Origin of the sequence: Rahnella sp. PD12R (assembly GCF_019200965.1) — a bacterium.
GTDB lineage: Bacteria > Pseudomonadota > Gammaproteobacteria > Enterobacterales > Enterobacteriaceae > Rahnella > Rahnella laticis.
This window is the reverse complement of record NZ_JAHTMS010000009.1, coordinates 101,011-117,645: the sequence shown is the minus strand read 5'-3', so window position 1 is coordinate 117,645 and position 16,635 is coordinate 101,011. Positions and strand designations below refer to the sequence as shown.

General features: G+C 55.6%; 14 protein-coding genes. 3 read left to right on the top strand and 11 right to left on the bottom strand.

The features are described 5' to 3' along the window. Window positions 1–137: 137 nt before the first annotated feature. Entirely contained in the window at window positions 138–3,581 is a 3,444-nt protein-coding gene (gene mfd, locus KWG64_RS18060) for a transcription-repair coupling factor (RefSeq protein WP_218522685.1), read from the top strand. Window positions 3,582–3,658: 77 nt separating this feature from the next. On the opposite strand, the gene KWG64_RS18055 is transcribed toward mfd, so the two are convergent. From KWG64_RS18055 to KWG64_RS18045, 3 genes are read right to left on the bottom strand one after another with little or no spacing between them, the layout of a single operon-like run. Next, window positions 3,659–4,900: a cytochrome c gene (locus KWG64_RS18055; RefSeq protein ID WP_218522684.1), complete on the bottom strand. Its 1,242-nt coding sequence runs from the start codon at window positions 4,898–4,900 to the stop codon at window positions 3,659–3,661. Next, window positions 4,900–5,448, bottom strand: a complete 549-nt coding sequence (locus KWG64_RS18050; protein ID WP_195814014.1) for a (2Fe-2S)-binding protein — start codon at window positions 5,446–5,448, stop codon at window positions 4,900–4,902. Before KWG64_RS18050 ends, KWG64_RS18055 begins: the two co-directional genes overlap by 1 nt. Continuing rightward, window positions 5,445–8,234 carry a xanthine dehydrogenase family protein molybdopterin-binding subunit gene (locus KWG64_RS18045; protein WP_218522683.1) on the bottom strand — a complete coding sequence of 930 codons (2,790 nt, stop codon included), beginning with the start codon at window positions 8,232–8,234 and terminating at the stop codon, window positions 5,445–5,447. The genes KWG64_RS18050 and KWG64_RS18045 overlap by 4 nt, the downstream gene beginning before the upstream one ends. Window positions 8,235–8,453: 219 nt before the next feature. Here KWG64_RS18045 and KWG64_RS18040 point away from each other — a divergent pair, with 219 nt between their 5' ends. Together KWG64_RS18040 and KWG64_RS18035 are read left to right on the top strand one after the other, a co-directional pair. Beyond that, complete coding sequence (locus KWG64_RS18040; RefSeq protein ID WP_218522682.1) at window positions 8,454–9,062, top strand: NTP transferase domain-containing protein; 609 nt, start codon at window positions 8,454–8,456, stop codon at window positions 9,060–9,062. Then, window positions 9,049–10,032: an XdhC family protein gene (locus KWG64_RS18035; protein WP_218522681.1), complete on the top strand. Its 984-nt coding sequence runs from the start codon at window positions 9,049–9,051 to the stop codon at window positions 10,030–10,032. Before KWG64_RS18040 ends, KWG64_RS18035 begins: the two co-directional genes overlap by 14 nt. A 73-nt stretch (window positions 10,033–10,105) precedes the next feature. Here the strand turns inward: KWG64_RS18035 and KWG64_RS18030 are convergent, their stop codons facing one another. The 8 genes from KWG64_RS18030 to hinT form a co-directional block, all read right to left on the bottom strand. After that, entirely contained in the window at window positions 10,106–10,642 is a 537-nt protein-coding gene (locus KWG64_RS18030; RefSeq protein WP_152325613.1) for a glycine zipper 2TM domain-containing protein, read from the bottom strand. Between the two features lie 342 nt (window positions 10,643–10,984). Further along, window positions 10,985–12,289 carry an NAD(P)/FAD-dependent oxidoreductase gene (locus tag KWG64_RS18025; protein ID WP_195814018.1) on the bottom strand — a complete coding sequence of 435 codons (1,305 nt, stop codon included), beginning with the start codon at window positions 12,287–12,289 and terminating at the stop codon, window positions 10,985–10,987. A 310-nt stretch (window positions 12,290–12,599) separates the two neighbouring features. Next, window positions 12,600–13,142, bottom strand: coding sequence for an alpha/beta hydrolase YcfP (gene ycfP / locus KWG64_RS18020; protein WP_195814019.1), 543 nt, complete (start codon window positions 13,140–13,142; stop codon window positions 12,600–12,602). Window positions 13,143–13,194: 52 nt separating this feature from the next. Continuing rightward, a complete protein-coding gene (nagZ, locus tag KWG64_RS18015; protein ID WP_255562228.1) occupies window positions 13,195–14,235 on the bottom strand; it encodes a beta-N-acetylhexosaminidase in 1,041 nt (346 codons plus the stop codon). 32 nt (window positions 14,236–14,267) lie between these two features. Further along, the gene (locus KWG64_RS18010) at window positions 14,268–15,170 is read right to left on the bottom strand and encodes a phosphotransferase (RefSeq protein WP_255562220.1); all 903 of its coding nucleotides are present in this window, start codon (window positions 15,168–15,170) and stop codon (window positions 14,268–14,270) included. Further along, complete coding sequence (lpoB, locus tag KWG64_RS18005; RefSeq protein ID WP_218522680.1) at window positions 15,136–15,738, bottom strand: penicillin-binding protein activator LpoB; 603 nt, start codon at window positions 15,736–15,738, stop codon at window positions 15,136–15,138. Before lpoB ends, KWG64_RS18010 begins: the two co-directional genes overlap by 35 nt. Window positions 15,739–15,759: 21 nt before the next feature. Beyond that, complete coding sequence (locus KWG64_RS18000; RefSeq protein ID WP_218522679.1) at window positions 15,760–16,128, bottom strand: YcfL family protein; 369 nt, start codon at window positions 16,126–16,128, stop codon at window positions 15,760–15,762. An 8-nt stretch (window positions 16,129–16,136) separates the two neighbouring features. Next, window positions 16,137–16,490, bottom strand: coding sequence for a purine nucleoside phosphoramidase (gene hinT / locus KWG64_RS17995; RefSeq protein ID WP_195814022.1), 354 nt, complete (start codon window positions 16,488–16,490; stop codon window positions 16,137–16,139). Between the last annotated feature and the right edge of the window lie 145 nt (window positions 16,491–16,635).

Sequence of the window (16,635 nt, the reverse complement as noted above, 5' to 3'; positions counted from 1 at the left end):
AGTAATCGGTTTAAGTTTGTGACGCCGTTGACCATTTTATACAGACAACGGGTTGACCCCGATTACCCCTGCAAAGCAAGATACGGTCTGCTAATTGGCCTCCGACAGCCGCCAAAAACGAGAACGCAAAACAGCCTATGTCTCAAGATTATCGTTATTCGCTGCCTGAACGCCCGGGCGATACCCGCCAGTTAGGGCAGCTTACCGGCTCCGCCTGCGCGCTTGAATGCGCCCAAATCAGTGAACGCCACGCGGGTCCTATCCTGCTGATTGCGCCGGATATGCAAAATGCCCTGCGCCTGCGTGATGAAATTCAACAATTTACCGATCATAAAGTCCTGAGTATTTCGGACTGGGAAACGCTGCCTTACGACAGTTTTTCACCGCATCAGGAAATCATTTCGTCGCGTCTTTCCAGTTTGTATCAGCTTCCGACGATGGAGCGCGGCATTATCATTCTGCCGGTGAATACGCTGATGCAGCGCGTTTGTCCGCATGAGTTCCTGCACGGCCATGCGCTGGTGATGAAAAAAGGCCAGCAGCTTTCGCGTGACAAACTGCGGTCACAGCTGGAACAGGCGGGTTACCGCAGCGTCGATCAGGTGATGGAACACGGTGAGTTTGCCACCCGTGGCGCCCTGCTCGACTTATACCCGATGGGGAGCGAAGAGCCGTACCGCATCGATTTCTTCGACGATGAAATCGACAGCCTGCGCATTTTCGACGTGGACACCCAGCGCACGCTGACGGAAGTCGACCACATTAATCTGCTGCCCGCGCACGAATTCCCGACTGACAAAAACGCCATCGAACTGTTCCGCAGCCAGTGGCGCGAGAAGTTTGAGGTGCGCCGCGACGCTGAGCACGTTTACCAGCAGGTCAGCAAAGGCACGTTCCCCGCCGGTATCGAATACTGGCAGCCGTTGTTCTTCAGCCAGCCGCTGACCACGCTCTTCAGCTATTTGCCGGAAAACACGCTGGTGCTCAATACCGGCGATCTGGAAGCCGCCGCCGAACGTTTCTGGCAGGACGCCTGCCAGCGTTATGAAAGCCGTCGCGTGGATCCGATGCGTCCGCTGCTCGAACCGGAAAATCTCTGGCTGCGCGTCGATGCGTTGCACGCCGAACTGAAAGCCTGGCCTCGCGTTCAGCTGCGTACGGATTCACTGCCGAAGAAAGCCGCCAACACCAACCTGAGCTACGAGAAACTGCCGGATTTATCCGTCCAGCCGCAAAACAAAGCGCCGATGGATAACCTGCGCCGGTTCAATGAATCTTTCGCGGGCAGCCTGGTGTTCTCGGTGGAAAGTGAAGGCCGCCGCGAAACGCTGCAAGATTTGCTGGCGCGCATCAAACTGATGCCCGCGCTGATTACCCGCATTGAAGAAGCCGAAACGGTCGGTCGCTACATCATGATCGGTGCGTGTGAACGCGGTTTTCTTGATGCGGATAAACAGCTGGCGCTGATTTGTGAAAGTGATTTGCTCGGTGAGCGTGTGGCACGTCGTCGTCAGGACACCCGCCGCTCGATTAACACCGATACGCTGATCCGCAACCTTGCAGAACTGCGCCCCGGTCAGCCGGTGGTTCACGTTGAGCACGGCGTAGGCCGTTACCTTGGCCTGACCACGCTGGAAACCGGCGGGATTACCGCTGAATACCTGATTCTGACTTATGCCGGTGAAGACAAACTTTACGTGCCGGTGTCATCCCTGCATCTGATCAGCCGTTATGCCGGAGGCGCGGATGAAAGTGCGCCGCTGCATAAACTGGGCGGTGAAGCCTGGTCGAAAGCCCGTCAGAAAGCCGCCGAGAAGGTGCGCGACGTGGCCGCCGAGCTGCTGGATATTTACGCCCAGCGCGAAGCGAAAGCCGGTTTTGCGTTTAAGCATGATAAAGAGCAGTACCAGTTGTTCTGCCAGGCGTTTCCTTTTGAAACCACGCCGGATCAGGCGCAGGCCATCAACGCCGTTCTCACAGACATGACGCAGCCTCTCGCAATGGATCGTCTGGTGTGCGGCGACGTGGGCTTTGGCAAAACCGAAGTGGCGATGCGCGCGGCGTTTCTCGCGGTCTCCAACAACAAACAGGTCGCGGTTCTGGTGCCGACCACGCTGCTGGCGCAACAGCATTTCGATAACTTCCGCGACCGTTTTGCCAGCTGGCCGGTGCGCATTGAAATGATGTCCCGTTTCCGCAGCGCCAAAGAGCAAAACGCGGTGCTGGAAGATGCGGTCGAAGGCAAGGTCGATATCATCATCGGAACGCATAAATTGCTTCAAAGTGATTTGCGCTGGAAAGACCTCGGCCTGCTGATTGTCGATGAAGAACACCGCTTCGGCGTGCGTCATAAAGAGCGCATCAAAGCGATGCGTGCGGACGTCGATATTCTGACCCTGACCGCCACGCCAATTCCGCGCACGCTGAATATGGCGATGAGCGGCATGCGCGATTTGTCGATTATTGCCACGCCACCGGCGCGCCGTATGGCGGTCAAAACGTTCGTGCGTGAGTACGACAGCCTGGTGGTTCGCGAGGCCATTCTGCGTGAAATCCTGCGCGGCGGGCAGGTTTACTACTTATTCAACGATGTCGAAAATATCGAGAAAGCCACACAGCGCCTGGCGGAACTGGTGCCCGAGGCGCGTATTGCCATCGGCCACGGCCAGATGCGCGAACGCGACCTCGAACGCGTGATGAACGATTTCCACCATCAGCGTTTTAACGTGCTGGTGTGTACCACCATCATTGAAACCGGGATCGATATTCCGACGGCGAACACCATCATTATTGAGCGCGCGGATCACTTCGGGCTGGCGCAGTTGCACCAGCTGCGTGGCCGCGTCGGGCGTTCGCATCATCAGGCGTATGCTTATCTGCTGACGCCGCCGCCAAAAGCGATGTCAACGGATGCGCACAAACGTCTGGAAGCTATCGCGTCGCTCGAAGACCTGGGTGCCGGTTTTGCGCTGGCAACGCACGACCTTGAAATCCGCGGGGCCGGTGAACTGCTCGGCGAAGGCCAGAGCGGTCAGATGACTAGCATCGGTTTCTCGCTCTATATGGAACTGCTGGAAAACGCCGTCGAAGCGCTGAAAGAAGGCCGCGAGCCGTCGCTGGAAGATCTGACCACCAGCCAGACCGAAGTTGAAATGCGCATGCCTGCACTGTTGCCGGAAGATTTCATTCCTGACGTCAACACGCGTCTGTCGCTGTACAAGCGTATCGCCAGTGCCAAAACCGAAGGCGAGCTGGATGAGCTGCGCGTCGAGCTGATTGACCGGTTCGGCACGCTGCCGGACGGTGCGCGTAATCTGTTGCAGATTGCCGTACTGCGCCTGAAAGCAAAAACGCTGGGCATCAAACGTATCGAAGGCAACGAACGTGGTGGATTCATTGAATTTGGCGATAAAAACCGTGTAGATCCTGGCTTCCTGATTGGCCTGCTGCAAAAACAGCCGCAGGTTTACCGCCTTGATGGCCCGACTAAACTGAAGTTTATGCTCGATCTCACCGACCGGCCAAAACGCCTGAAGTTTGTCGGCGACATGCTCGGGGAGTTTGCAGAGCATCTGATCTGACGGCTCTCGTCATAAAATAAAAAGCCCGGTGAATATCCCCTTCACCGGGCTTTTTCATGCTTTATCAGCGCGTTCCACTACGGTTTGCGCAGCGCCTTCACCTGCTCTGGCGTGATATCGCCCGGCAATCCGCCGAACGTTACGCGCAGGTAATTCACCATTTCGGCAATCTGCGCGTCGTTCAGGCGCTCCGCGAAGCCCGGCATCGGCTGCATGCTTTCGCCGTTAGGGAATTCCTGCGCCGGTAAGCCTTCAAGTACCGAAACAATCAGGTTACGGCCATCAGGCTGACGCAGCGTGGCGTTGTTTTGCATCGCCACGGCAACGTGCGGTTTGCCGGAACCGTCAGCCATATGGCAACCGGAACACTGATCCAGATACGTAATGCGGCCGGCGTCATTGCCGCCCTGCCCGATAGCCACCGGGACAGCCGCAGGCGGTTTGTCGCCCAGCAGATAAGTGACGATCGCGCGGTGATCGTCTTCGGTAAGATGACGGGTGCTCAGATCGACAACTTTGTGCATTTCATCGAACGCCGATCCCTGCGGTGCAATGCCGGTGGCGAGGAAACGGCTGAGATCTGCCGGGTTCCAGCCGCGCTGCGCCAGCGCCTGCGGGGTGATGTCCGGCGCGGTGATCCGCCCCAGCGTTCCGCCCTTCAGGTTGTTATCGGTATGCATCTGCCCCAGCGCACCGCGTGGCGTATGACATTCGCCGCAGTGGCCGAGCACATCCGTCAGATATTGCCCGCGCTGCCAGTCAGCAGAATCGCCCTGCGAACTGGCGGGGATCGGATCGGCAGTGCGGAACAACAGGTTCCAGCCAATCATCGCCATACGCTGGTTGAACGGGAACGGCATTTCGTTTTCCGGCACCGGCTGATTCACCGCCGGACGCGTCATCAGAAATGCGTACATGTCGTCAGAATCCTTGCGGGTCACGCCTTTATACGAGGTGTAAGGCATCGCCGGATACAGATGACGCCCGCCCGGCGCAACGCCTTTGGTGAGCGCCAGATAGAAATCATCCGACGTCCAGCGGCCGATACCGTCGTCTGCGGACGGCGTCAGGTTGCTGCCAAAGATTTTGCCGAATGGCGTTTCCAGCGGATAACCGCCCGCCAGCGGTGCGCCGCCGGACGCGGTATGGCACGCGGCACAGTCGGACGCCTGAACCAGATAGCGGCCACGTTCAATCTGTGTGGTGTCCGCCGTGACTTTTTGCACCGGCGCGTCCGGCGTGCGGTTTTCACGCCACCAGAGCACCGCCACGACGATGATAATCACCGCCAGCAGCAGGAGAAAAAGACGTTTTTTCATCACGCGTGCTCCCGGATCAGGCCTGGAGTTTTCATCACGACATCACGCACCGCTTCGTAATACCGCACGTAACCGGTACAGCGGCAGATGTGATTTTCCAGCGCCGCTTCAATCGCACCTTCCAGCTCATTGAGTGCGATTGGATTTTTTTCCAGACGCTCAAGCAGCAACGTTGCCGCATTGACAAAGCCCGGCGTGCAGTAACCGCACTGGAAACTGTAATGTTCCAGAAATGCCTGCTGAACCGGCGACAGCGTGACTTCGCCTTTGTCATCAGTTTTGGCATGTCCTTCGACGGTACGCACTTTTTTGCCGTTAAAGAAATGTGCGCCGGTAATGCAGGTCCGCACTTCTTCGCTGGTGCCGCTTTCATGATCGACAATCGCCACGCAGGCGTGACAAATTCCCTGCCCGCAGCCGAGGCGGGAACCGGTCAGCGCCACATATTCGTGAAGAAAGTCGATCATCATCAGGCCTTCGGGAACGTCCAGCGGGCCGTAATGTTGATTGTTGATAGTCAGCTCTAAAGGCTGCGTTTTGATGCTCATTGTAAAACCTCACGAATATTTTCAGCACGGACGGGCAAATCACGGAAACGGTGGCCAGTGGCATGGGCGATGGCGTTCACCAGCGCGGCGACGACCGGGATCATCACCACTTCTGCCATGCCTTTCGGCGGATCGGTTTCCGACAGCGCAGGCAGGATATCGCTGGTTTGTTTCCAGACGGCAACGTCGCTGGCGCGCGGCAAATGGTAGCGGTTGAAGTTCCAGGTTCCGTTGCCCGGCCCGTCTTCGTACAGTGGCAAATACTCGTGTAATGCATGGCCGATGCCCATCGCCAGCCCGCCCTGCAACTGGCCGGAAACCAGTTCAGGCACGATCAGATTGCCGCACTCCATAATCGAATGATGCGTCAGCAACTCAACTTTACCGGTCGCGATTTCCACTGAGATTTCGGCCAGTGTGCCGACCGCGCTGTAATAGGTCACCGACGCGTTATTACGTTGTGTTGGCGGGTAATAGACGGCGTCGCGGTTGAGCGTCTGGTATTCGCCCGCGCCCTGACGCACGGACATCCCGTCAACAGGCACGCGCTGACGGATATTGTTCAGTGTGAAATCGGCTTCGGCCCACTGCCAGCGGTTAAAGACATGAACGGTCGCACCGGTCAGGCCTTTCATTTCATAAGCTTTTTTTGCCAGCGTTTCGAGGCTGAGAATTTGCATTCCGTTAGCCGTCAGGCCGCCATCCACCCAGCGCGCATCTTCTTTGCGCACGATGTACGGCGCAGCCTGTCCGCCGCCAATACCGGTTTGCCAGATTGCCATCGCCGCAGGCCACAGGCCGTGCTCGAAGATCAGGCGCGCCGCTTCGCGGGTGCTGTGTGAGAAGTAATAGGCCGAGTTACTGGCGCTGGACGGCGAGCAGTACGACGGCGACCAGCGCGGGTTGGTTTGCAGTTTGTCCTGATCTTCCTGCGACATAATGTACGGATCGCCGCTGGTTTCCACCGGCAGTACGGACCAGTCGGTTACCGAGAAATGCGCCTGTTCAGCCGGTTTCCCCAGCCATTCAGCGCACAACACGGACTGCGACGTGGACATTCCTGTGCCCATTTCTGCTCCGCTGTGCCACAGGCTGATTTGCCCGTTTTCACTGACTTCCACGCGGGCAAAAGAGGTTTCTGCCCCGGTACCGAAGTCTTTCTGTACACAGCCAAAACCGACGCCGTAGCGCTTGCCCGGATTCTGGCTTTCAAAGTCTGCCTTGCGCTTCTGACGCTCCGTCCATAACGGATGAACAGCGGCTTTTTCCAGTACTTCATCCGCACGGATTGCGCCCGCCGGAATGGCGCCCTGGGTATTTTTCATGCCGGATTTCAGGACGTTACGCATGCGGAATGCGATCGGATCCAGCTTCAGTTCAGCGGCCAGTTCATCCATCATCATCTCGGTGGCGGCCATGCTTTGCAGCGTGCCGTAACCGCGTGCGGAACCGGCATCCAGCGCCCGGGAGGCCAGCCCGACGGCGGATAAATCACTTTTCGGGAAGTAGTAAATCGACTGCGCAGCGGTTGCGCCGACCATCACAACGGACGGCGTAAAGTTGCTGCGGCCGCCGCCGTCTGCGGTCATCGCGGCGTGAAATGACTGAAGCATGCCGGTTTCGCGGTTCACGGCAATGTCGTAGTTCATATCAAACGCATGGCGCTTGAGCGAAGACTGGAACTGTTCGAAGCGGTCGTTCGCCAGACGTACCGGCGCGCCGTCGCCGTACATCGCCGCCACAGCGCCGTAGTACGGGAAGTTATAGTGATCTTTCGAACCGTAACCGACGGTATAACACGGATGCAGGATCAGCGTTTTCACCGTGCGGTGACCTTTTGCCATCATGCGCGGCATTTCGTCAGCCACTTCCTGCGGCGATTGCGTTGGCACCACCATATGCAGCGTTTGCGAAGCGGCGTCGTACCAGCCGTTGGCGTTATCCGGTTCAAGCGCGGACGTATCCACCGATTGCGTGGTAAAACGGCGCGACATCACCAGCCAGTCCGGCGGTGGCGTTTTCAGCTCGTCAGCCATTTCACCGGCATAGAACATCCCCTGCTCGTCCAGCTTGCCGCCTTCGCGCCCTTCCGGCCAGACCGGCAGATGTTTGCGCATGCCCACCGGGAAGACCGGCATATCTTTCAGGCTGGAGAACGTATCGTCTTCATACGCGGTTTCACCACCGACGCGGACAAACCGGAATGTGCCCCAGGGATCACGTTCAAGTGGCCCGGTTTTTTCGCCATAACGCACCACGCCATCTTTAAATTTCAGGGCATTTTTAGCGAAACGGAATTTGGCAAAATCCTGATAGACCAGAATCGCCACGGCCTGCCCGAGATAGGCGGGCGTTTTGCCTTCCGGCAGGAGCATGTCTTCGCCGTAAAACGCCGGGAACGCCAGACCGTCGCGCGCCAGCACGTCGGCAGTGACCAGCTGATCCGGCTGTAAATCGTCGCCGAGCAGCGATAAATCCAGCCCGGAATAAACACGGTCAGCCTGCGTTACGCGCAGGATAAAGGCATGGGCCTGTTTTTGCGGCCAGTGCGGCATGTCTTTGGCGCGGATATCGCGGGCAAAGACTTTTTGCCCCATAACCTTCGCTTTGCCATCGATACGGAAACGGACGCGTTTGTTTTGCGCATCCCATTGTGGTGACTGGAGAATTTTCTCTTCGAACAGCGCGGCGTAGGCCTTGCTGTGCAACGGGGCGAGATAAACAGAGACGCCAGCGATCACAGCGCCTTTGACAAAGCGCCGCCTGGACGGGTTGAAATTGCTCATAAATTTCCTTGCTTCTTATTGTCTTTCTTATTTTTCGGCACATTTACAGCTTGCAACAAATGCTGTAAATACCGCTTATCGCGGGCGATTATAGGTTTTCAGTTCGAATTAAGTAATGATCGAATACACATTTTTAATATTTCGTTCACAAACTTGCGCAAAAAAATGGGATAATTATTTGTGTTGCGCAAACAATGTACAAAAGGGATAGACGCAAATATGGCAGGCATTCTTCTTCTCGCGGCGGGTTCAGGAAACCGGTTTCTCGCTGCGGGCGGCACGGGCAATAAACTCAATGCGGTAATGACGGAAACAGCAGAAAATTCTGTGACGGTTTTCGACGCCACGCTGGCGCAGGCAATAGCCAGCGGAATGCCGGTTCACGTCATTACCCGCCCGGATAATGTGCCGGTTCAGGCCAGTTGCGCACGCGCGAAGGTGCCGGTGACGCTGGCCGAAACGGGCGGAACCGGTGAGTCTATTGCAGCAGGTGTGCGGGATACGCCGGACTGGGACGGCTGGTTAATTCATCTTGCGGACATGCCTTTTGTGACATCAGATATTTTTATCGCCGTGGCTGATACCTTGCGCAGCGCTTCGATTGTTCGCCCTTACTGGCAAAACGAACCGGGGCATCCGGTAGGATTTGCCTGCCTGCTCAGGGAAAAGTTGCTGCAACTGCGCGGCGACCAGGGCGCGCGGGAACTGCTCCACAGCCATGAAATGCTGCGCGTAGATTTTAATAATCCGGCGGTGATCCGCGATATCGATCTGCCTTCCCAACTTTCAGCGCGCGTTTCGGACGGAAATATGTATGCAACATCTTGATAATCAGGTCATCGCGCAGGCCAGCGACTGGCTGACGCGCCATCCGGTCTGGCTGTGTACCGTGCTGACAACTTACGGCTCTTCCCCGCGAGCGCCCGGTGCGCTGCTGGTTGCTGCCAGCGACGGGCGATACTGCGGTTCGCTGTCCGGCGGCTGTGTGGAAGAAGATTTCTTACAACGCATCGCGGCCGGTGAATATCAGCAGGCCAGTCAGATTGTGCGTTATGGCGAAGGTGGCCTCACGCCCAATATTGCGCTGCCGTGCGGGGGTTCGCTCGACGTACTGATTGAATATCTCCCTGCCACGGCCGGAAACCGCGAGTATCTGCAAAAAATGGGCATGGCGCTGGCCGGACATTACGCACTGGATAAATCGCTCACGCTGCCTGCGGCCTGTGATCATCTGACGCTGACGACTTACCGCAATTCCACTCAGGTGATGCGCGACGGCAACTGCGTGACGTTGCATCTTGCCGCCCCGCCGCAGTTGCTGATCGCCGGGCTGTCGAACGTTGCGCTGTATTGTGCGGATTTCGCCTGTGCGCTGGGTTTTGAAGTGGTGATTTGTGAATGCCGGGAAGAGGTTCTGGAAAACTTTTTGCCCGCGCTGAAACCGGAGATCCGGCTGGAAAAACAGTTTCCGGCGCGGTATCTCGAGCAGCAAGGTTGCCACGCCAACACGGCGATTGTGGCGCTGACGCACGATCCGCGAATGGATGATCTGACGCTGATGGAAGCCATTAATACACCGGCGTTTTATATCGGTGCGATGGGTTCACAGCGTAACAGCGCCAGGCGACGTGAGCGCTTGCAAACTATTGCGGATTTCACGACGCAGGATTTCGTACGGCTTCACGCGCCGGTGGGTTTAGCTATTGGCAGCAAAACCCCGGCTGAAATTGCGCTGGCAGTGATGGCTGACATTGTGAAACACAAGAACGGAATAGCACAGGAAAACGCCGCAGCCTGAAACAATGGCTGATTCCGGCGCACAAAAAAAGCCTGAGGAAAACCTCAGGCTTTTTTATCCGGCTTACCGGAAATTACGAACGGGTAAGCTGCAACTGACCGCTTTTATCCAGCGGAATTTGAGTGCCCGGATCGTGGTCCATACGAACTTTCCCTTGCTGATCGCCTATTTTGTAGGTCACATCATACCCGAGCGTTTTGTCCTCTTTGTCGTACACGGTTTTACAGCGCTGCTGCTGAGTCGTGTACGTATCATTTTCCTGCATGCTGCTCTGCACACGGTTACCGGCGTAACCGCCACCCAGCGCACCGGCTACCGTCGCGACATCACGTCCGCGGCCACCACCAAACTGGTGTCCCAGCACGCCACCGGCAACAGCACCCAGTACGGAACCCGTAATCTGATGTTCATCCTGTACAGGACGACGGTGAGTCACCGTTACGTTGCGGCATTCCTGACGCGGGGTTTTAGTGGTCTCTTTGATTGGCGTCGCGCTGACAACCTGCGCGTACTCCGGACCCGATGAAAAAACGTTCATGCTCGCAACGCCAGCAATGCCCAACGCCGCAGCCACTCCGATACCGACCCCAGCTAACATTGACTTGTTCACAGGACTTCCTCCGAAAATGTTACCACGCAATTGTCCCGGTTTCGGGGACACCTCAGCGGACAGCAACACATCTGAGGAGCGGCGTGCGTGAATCGCCTTCTGTAAACTTATTGTTAAGTCTGCACAAGGAAACGTAAGTGAACAATAAGACGAACTCTGTAAGTGAGAGGAATGACGGGTGTAACGGGGTGTTTCAGAGAATTCTTAGCTGACAAAGTAAAAACGGCAGAATCTTATGCTTTTTGTGTGGAGAATGTGAAAAATGAAAAAAGCCTGTAAGAAACAGGCTTTTAGGTATGAAACGATTCAGCCAGCTCAGAAAAAAAAGCCGGCTGTTCAGAATCAGTGCAGTTTCAGACGCGGACGGATCACACGGTTGATCCCGCCGACCAGCATCATCAGGCCGGTTTTAATGTAACCGTGCAGCGCAATCTGGTGCATGCGGTACAGGGAAACATAAACCAGACGCGCCATACGCCCTTCGATCATCATCGAGCCACGCATCAGGTTACCCATCAGGCTGCCGACTGTGCTGAAGCGCGACAAAGAAACCAGTGAACCGTGGTCTTTGTAGACATACGGTTTCAGGCTCTGCCCTTTACGCTGCGCCATGATGTTAGCGAAGCATCGGGACGCCATCTGGTGCGCGGACTGCGCGCGCGGCGGCACAAAACCACCGGAAGGCTGCGGGCAGGATGCGCAGTCGCCGATCGCATAAATGTTCGGATCACGCGTGGTTTGCAGCGTCGGTTCGACCACTAACTGGTTGATGCGGTTAGTCTCCAAACCTGCGATATCTTTCATGAAATCAGGTGCCTTGATCCCGGCAGCCCAGACCATCAGGTCAGCATCAATGAATTCGCCGGACTTGGTGTTCAGGCCGTTTTTATCGGCGCTGGTCACCATGGTTTGCGTCAGCACGCGAACGCCCAGTTTGGTCAGTTCCTGATGCGCAGCACCGGAAATGCGCGGAGGCAACGCAGGCAGAATACGTTCACCCGCTTCCACCAGCGTGACGTTCAGCGCATCGCTGTCCAGCCCTTCAAAACCGTAGCTGTGCAGCTGTTTCACCGCATTATGCAGCTCGGCAGACAGCTCAACGCCGGTCGCGCCGCCGCCGACAATCGCGATATTCACTTTCTTCTGCTTGTCAGCGCTTGCAGAGAATTTGAGGAACAGGTTCAGCATTTCGTTATGGAAACGGTGCGCCTGATGCGGGTTATCCAGGAAAATGCAGTTGTCTTTCACGCCCGGCGTACCGAAGTCGTTCGACGTACTGCCCAGCGCCATAACCAGTGTGTCGTACGCGATGTCGCGAACGGGCACCAGAACTTCGCCGCTTTCATCACGGATTTCAGCCAGTTTGATGGTCTGATTTTCGCGATCGATATCGGTCAGCGAGCCAATCTGGAAAGTGAAACCGTGGTTGCGGGCATGCGCCAGATAGCTCAGCGCGTCCACGCCGTCATCCAGGCTGCCGGTTGCCACTTCGTGCAACAGCGGTTTCCATAAATGGCTGTGGTTACGATCGACCAGAATGATTTCCGCTTTTTTCTTGCGGCCAAGTTTATGGCCCAGGCTGGTAGCCAGTTCTAAACCGCCGGCGCCACCGCCGATAATCACAATTTTCTTCATTGGTGATGTCAAAATGACCCCCTCAAATGTGAACCAATTGTTATATAAGAGTAAAAATATTATCCTTATATTACATAGGGTTGCTTAAGTTAAATCGGTATCTGAGACGGAGGATATCATGCGTGGTGATTTGGTCATACCAAAATTGATATAGGTCAATTTAAATTCATTTGATTAATTTGACTTAGTGAAATGGCATGTATTTTGACTTCTTTAAATCAGGGAGTTAGGACTGGATATGCAACAAAAAAACGTTTTGGCGGGAGATTCAGACATAAAAAAACCACCGCACAAGGGCAGTGGTTTTCAGCGGTAATGTTAATCAAATGATATTTTTAAAGGCTTTGATACGTTGCAGATGGGTCGAGATATCCTTGAATTTATGGGTCTGATGTTCATCCCATTCAACCGGATAATAATGGTGCAATTTCTCCGCCGTTTTGCTGCTGTCGAGCACGCCATCTTCACGGGATAAAATGACCAGACAACGGTCTCGGTTCTTCTCGCGAAAATCACTGATACATTTGGTGGCGATATCTTCGTACTCTTCCGGCCGGTCGATTTTCCCGGCCATATTATCCTGCGGCGATAAGTTCGGGTTGAACATCACCTGACGGATGCCGCACAGAAAACCGATGCGTTCCGCCCAGAATCCGCCGAGCCCTACCCCGCAGATCAGCGGCAGTTTGTCGGTGGTTTCATGCAGTACTTTATCAACTTCTTTCAGCAAATGTTGCATGTCATGACGCGGGTGCAGCGTGCTGTAACTGATAAAGCGCACGTCCGGGTCAATAAACTGGAGTTGCAGCACTTTCTCGTGGTTACCGGGACTGGTTGAATCGAAACCATGTAAATAGATAATCATCGTTTACCTCATCCTGAATGTGCGTTGACACCCTCATACCCGCTGAAAAATGTTAACGGGTCGCCTGTTTGTGCTCCTGCCAGCGGGCATCAAGCGTCGTTAATTCACGGTTCGCCTGTTTCCAGCGGCTTGAATTCATCAGGTCCTGACGGGCCTGTTTTCCACTGTACAGCCCCCGATGATACAACTGTGCAACACGCTCAGCTTTGACCGGTGACAGGTTATCCAGCACGCTGACGGCACCTTCGCGGTGATTGCACACCAGAATCATGTCGCATCCGGCATCCAGGGAGGCCTGCCCGCGCTCAGCATAGCTGCCCATAATCGCAGCGCCTTCCATCGATAAATCGTCGGAGAAGATCACGCCGTCGAATTTCAGTTCTTTACGTAACACTTCCTGTAACCAGTACGGCGAACCGCTGGCCGGACGCGGATCAACCTGAGTATAAATGACGTGCGCCGGCATTACGGCGTCGAGCAATTTACGCGCATTCAGCTGGCGGAAAATTGCCATGTCGTGCTCGCGGATTACGTCCAGCGGACGGTCGTCGCGCGGTGTTTCTTTATGAGAATCGGCGGTGACCGCGCCGTGCCCCGGAAAATGTTTACCGGTAGTTTTCATGCCCGCTGAATGCATGCCGAGAATATATTGCTCGGCCATGTCGAGCGCTTTCTGCGGTTCAGCGTGGAAAGAACGTTCGCCAATCGCTGCACTGATATGGCCGATATCCAGCACCGGCGCGAAACTGATGTCGATGTCCATCGCAATCATTTCAGACGCCATCAGCCAGCCCGATTCCTGTGCCAGACGTCGGGCTTCGTGCGCTTCATTGAGCGCCGCAAAAGACTGGGCGGCAGGCAGGCGGGTGAAACCGTCGCGGAAACGCTGTACGCGGCCGCCTTCCTGGTCAACGGCCAGTACCAGACGATCGTGCGAAGCGGCGCGGATCTGGCGGATCAGTTCATGTAACTGGTCAACGTCATGGTAATTTCGGGTGAACAGAATCAGCCCGCCAACCAGCGGGTGCTGCAAAATTTCACGTTCTTCGGCATCCAGCTCGTAGCCAGCCACATCCAGCATTACAGGTCCCAGCAAAATGGACGCTCCTTTTAAGTTTTCACATGTTAATCATGGGCGCGGCCAAACAGCCTGACCCGCAGCGGCTGCGCCCATTCACTGTATTTCTTATCAGCGGTCTGCGCCCAGCGGACTTCAAACCACAGCAGCATCAGATAATCCACCCACGGCAACCAGCGGCTAATCTGCTGGCGGAAAAGCGGGAGGTCCTGATAACCGCCCGCCTCAGCATATTCACGAAGAAACGCGTCCTGCTGAAGCGGATCTAAACCATTGCTACGAAACAGCGCTGCAAATTCGAGCGCGATATCGCCGTCGGTGGCATATTCCCAGTCAATGAACCGCACGCCCTTCTCCGTTTCCAGCAGGTTTCCCGCGTGGATATCCATATGAAGAAGCGCCATTTTCAGTGGCACGGGCAATTTACGCCGTATCATTTTCTGGTGTAGCGCCAGCCAGCGCGGCGTGAGCCTGCGCCGGTCAATATGCTGCCAGTAACGGGCAAACTGACGGCGTAAATCCAGCGGATAACCAGTACATGCCAGCCGGTGCAGTTTTGCCAGGCTCTGGCTGACGGATTTCTGCCCCTGCGCGGAGACAAACGCCGCCTCACTGAGCGGCACACCTGCAATCCATTCCACCAGTAACCACGGCGGTGAACTGAGTCTGACACAAGGCCCCAGACTCTGCCGCGCAATATGCCGCAAAATGGCATGTTCACGCTGTCTTTCCACACCGGCGTTCCGGCGTTCACCTGACTGATGACGCGCCAGCATATCGCCTGCCGGAGAAGCAATTTTCCAGCTTTCGCCCGTCAGACCGGCCACGGGTGATAAATGAAAACCGGCGGTTTTCACCGCCGGATAATGTTGCTCAATCAGTTGCTGTAGCTGATTTTCAGGGCTGAGTTCAGCCTTAATTTTGAACCGCACCGCGACCTGACCAGACAATTTCGCCGCTCGGCGCTGTCAGTAAACGCATCGACATTGTCGGCGCTTTCACATCGCCGCTCACCGTGCTGTAAAGCACGTACTGCGCTTTGACGATGTTGGCCAGCCCGATGGCTTTGCTCACGGACGACAGGCTGTCATCCGGCGATAAGCCGAGTGACTGCTTGGCGGAAGCCAGTTGATCCGCAGGCACCAGCTGGAACGTTGTGTTATTGGCCAGCGCACTGCGTAAAGCATCGGTCGCTTTGGAGGTTTGCAGTGTGCCATTGGTGCTGTTTTTCACACCATCGACCAGCAGAACACTGCCAGCCTGGACGCCATTGGCCTTGAGCATTTTCGCCAGCATCGGCTCAACGGTGGAAGTCCAGTCAATGCTGGCCAGTTTCGGCGGCTGCGGAACCGGCTGAATCTGCGGCTGCTCAGGAACCGGCGGATTGACCGGCGGCTGGGGTTGTTGCGGCTGCTGAGGTTGTTGAGGCTGTTGTGGCTGCGTTTGTTGTTGGTTTGGCAAAGTACAACCGCCCAGGATCAGTGCGGCCATCGCCACAATGAGAAAATACTTTTTCATCAACCTTCTCCGTACGAAAAATTAGAGATAAAGGTAAACACGCACGCTGTACGCATCAAGATTACCGTTCTGCGAACTGATCTTTACGCTGCTGTTTGCCGGCACCGTCACCGTCCGCGCTTCAGCGACCGGGAATAAATCCAGCCCCTGTTTATCGTACCAGTAGAAACGATAATGTAAGGTCACAGGATGTAGCTGGTTGTTATCCAGTGTGCTGGTGGCTTTTTTCTGCCCGCCTGAATCCGACACCGATGGCGAACCTGGGATGATTCCCGCCGTCAGGACGGGAGATTCCATCACCACCCGTTGCTGATTGTTCAGTGCAATGCCCGGTTTGCTGCTGCAACCTATCAGCAAAACGACCGGCAATAACGCCATCAATAAACGCATGTTTATCCTTACTGACGTGACAGCAATGGACCGAGCGATCGGCCACCGACCAGATGCATGTGGATATGATAAACCTCCTGCCCTGCGTCACGGTTGCAGTTGACGATCAGACGGTAGCCGCTTTCCGCAATCCCTTCCTGTTCGGCGATTTTCGCCGCGACCGTCATCATGCGGCCGAGAGCGGCTTCATGGCTGGCATCAACATCGTTCATCGTTGGGATCAGGACATTCGGGATAATCAGAATATGGCTTGGCGCCTGGGGAGAAATATCGCGGAACGCCGTGACTAACTCATCCTGGTAAACCACATCGGCAGGAATTTCACGGCGAATAATTTTGCTGAAAATTGTCTCTTCGGCCATCTTAACTGTCCTTAACAAAGTAAAAAGCGTTGTACGCAGTATGGGTTAGAATTTCCATTCCTTTCAACCTGATTACGCTTTTTGATGCTTAATTGACGCAGAAAACGCCACCCGAAGGCGGCGCTGTCTTTATCCACAAACCGCA

What these genes read in the sequence shown, in the direction of transcription:
- ycfP (WP_195814019.1), bottom strand. Translation starts at nt 13,142, where the DNA reads ATGATTATCTATTTACATGGTTTCGATTCAACCAGTCCCGGTAACCAC.
- KWG64_RS18050 (WP_195814014.1), bottom strand. Translation starts at nt 5,448, where the DNA reads ATGAGCATCAAAACGCAGCCTTTAGAGCTGACTATCAACAATCAACAT.
- KWG64_RS18055 (WP_218522684.1), bottom strand. Translation starts at nt 4,900, where the DNA reads ATGAAAAAACGTCTTTTTCTCCTGCTGCTGGCGGTGATTATCATCGTC.
- KWG64_RS18035 (WP_218522681.1), top strand. Translation starts at nt 9,049, where the DNA reads ATGCAACATCTTGATAATCAGGTCATCGCGCAGGCCAGCGACTGGCTG.
- mfd (WP_218522685.1), top strand. Translation starts at nt 138, where the DNA reads ATGTCTCAAGATTATCGTTATTCGCTGCCTGAACGCCCGGGCGATACC.
- KWG64_RS18000 (WP_218522679.1), bottom strand. Translation starts at nt 16,128, where the DNA reads ATGCGTTTATTGATGGCGTTATTGCCGGTCGTTTTGCTGATAGGTTGC.
- KWG64_RS18040 (WP_218522682.1), top strand. Translation starts at nt 8,454, where the DNA reads ATGGCAGGCATTCTTCTTCTCGCGGCGGGTTCAGGAAACCGGTTTCTC.
- KWG64_RS18045 (WP_218522683.1), bottom strand. Translation starts at nt 8,234, where the DNA reads ATGAGCAATTTCAACCCGTCCAGGCGGCGCTTTGTCAAAGGCGCTGTG.
- lpoB (WP_218522680.1), bottom strand. Translation starts at nt 15,738, where the DNA reads ATGAAAAAGTATTTTCTCATTGTGGCGATGGCCGCACTGATCCTGGGC.
- hinT (WP_195814022.1), bottom strand. Translation starts at nt 16,490, where the DNA reads ATGGCCGAAGAGACAATTTTCAGCAAAATTATTCGCCGTGAAATTCCT.